The sequence below is a fragment of the Caballeronia sp. M23-90 genome, assembly GCF_053574605.1.
Genome location: NZ_JBSIPA010000751.1, coordinates 1 through 1,765, shown reverse-complemented (window position 1 = coordinate 1,765; position 1,765 = coordinate 1). Strand labels below are relative to the sequence as shown.

General features: G+C 62.9%; 2 protein-coding genes and 1 pseudogene. 2 read left to right on the top strand and 1 reads right to left on the bottom strand.

Annotated features, from left to right (window positions below):
• The coding region (locus ACRXB1_RS35505) for an MlrC C-terminal domain-containing protein (protein WP_449494706.1) at window positions 1-471 on the top strand (471 nt) is incomplete at its 5' end.
• Window positions 472-515: 44 nt separating this feature from the next.
• Here the strand turns inward: ACRXB1_RS35505 and ACRXB1_RS35500 are convergent.
• Window positions 516-1,373, bottom strand: coding sequence for a LysR family transcriptional regulator (locus tag ACRXB1_RS35500; protein ID WP_062001711.1), 858 nt, complete (start codon window positions 1,371-1,373; stop codon window positions 516-518).
• A 94-nt stretch (window positions 1,374-1,467) separates the two neighbouring features.
• On the opposite strand from ACRXB1_RS35500, the pseudogene ACRXB1_RS35495 reads away from it, so the two are divergent.
• Window positions 1,468-1,765 (top strand): annotated as a pseudogene (locus ACRXB1_RS35495) (hypothetical protein); the annotation flags it as partial.

Genomic DNA, 1,765 nt, shown 5'->3' with positions numbered 1-1,765 from the left:
TCGGCGCATCGGGCCGGCGTGGGCGCGCGACTCGATCTGTCGCTCGGAGGCCGGTCGGGCGTACCGGGCGATACACCGTTCAACGGCAACTTCGAAGTGATGTTCCTCTCCGATGGACGTTGCCGCTACGATGGTCCAATGATGAACGGCATGCAAGCCGAACTCGGTCCCGTTGCGTGCCTGCGAGTCGACGATGTGCTGGTCGCCGTGAGTTCGTCCAAGGCGCAGATGCTCGATCGCAATCTGTACCGGGTAGCCGGCATCGAGCCGGAATCCATGAAAGTGCTTGTCAACAAGAGTTCGGTGCATTTTCGTGCCGATTTCGAACCCATCGCCCATGCGGTGCTTGTCGCGAAGGCGCCCGGACCCATGACCGCCGATCCCGCCGATCTGCCGTGGAAGCGCCTGGCGAGTGGCATGCGCACGAGCCCTTGCGGCCCCGTGTTCGTGCCGGAGACGGTTGATGAATAAAGCCGGCAGGCGCTGAGGCCCCGGAGCGGGAACTGCCTCCCCTGTCACGAAACCCGCACCAACCGTTCGCGCACATATCGGGCGAACTCCTGCGCGATGAAGGGCGCGACCGATGGCAAGCGCAGACTGATCGCAAAGTTTGGCAAGGCCGGGAGATCATCTTCGCCCCGCAGGATTGCGAGGTCGCCGGGAATCGTCGATGCAAGCCATGCGGTGACCGCCATGTCGCTGCGCACGGTGGCGGTCGTCGCCTCGATGTTGCCGCTCTCGAACACGGTGCGCCATTCGATGCTCCGTTCCCGCAGCGCTCCAAGCACGACGGGCCTGAAGCAACAAGAATCGGCGACCATCGATATAGGCAGCGGCCGCCTGAGATGCGCATTCCCGCCGCGCGCGCCGACCCAAACGAGTTGCTCGATGCGCAGGCATTCGCCGCTCGCAGCGTCGGCGGTCTCCTCTACCACGGCGAGGTCGAGCGAGCCGGCGCCGATCGCATCGATCAGTTCCGGTGACGTTGCGCACATGAGTGAAACCTCGACGTTCGGATAAGCCTCGCTGAACGCCTTGAACACCGGCGGGAAATGGGTCCCGACCAGATCGTACGGCACGCCGACCTTCAGCTTGCCTTCGAGCGGGCGGGCCGTCATGTCGTTCCAGATCTCGTCGTTCATGCCAAGCAGCAGCTTTGCCTTGCCGAGGAAACGCTCGCCGACGGGCGACAGTTCGAGCCGCCGGCCGTCGCGCTCGAACAGGAGGCAATCGAAAGTTTCCTCAAGCCGCTTGATTTGCTGACTGACTGCACCCTGCGTCAGGTGGAGTGCATTAGCTGCAATGGTCATACTGCCGGTGTTGGCCACCGCCACGAATGTGCGGACGAGCGTAATGTCGAGATTTCGGTTCATGGGTGCATTATGTCTCGTAATGGACGCCATCATGATTCGTCGTTTCACTAATGGACAGCAAGTGCTTACACTCCGGTCTCCTGCAAGGATGGCCATGTCTGCCCACTCGATCGCCCCACTCGCGTTGTTTGTCACGATTGCCACGCTATCGCCCGGCGGCGCAACGACGCTCGCGACCGCATCGGGCGCGCGCTTCGGATTCATCCAGTCAACGCCGCTTTTGGCCGGTATTGCAGTCGGGCTCGGTACGCTTGCTGCTGCCGCCGCAGCGGGTCTGGCGGGCATCCTGCTCGCCGCGCCCTCGTTGCAGACCGGCATGAAAGTCAGTCGATCCTTTGGACTCCGACTGGACTGCGGCATGGACGGGGCCGCGTCCTGCTCGACTTATGCAA

Bases quoted from the DNA above. Each gene is read 5' to 3' on its own strand.
- ACRXB1_RS35500 (WP_062001711.1), bottom strand. From the start codon at position 1,373: ATGAACCGAAATCTCGACATTACGCTCGTCCGCACATTCGTGGCGGTG.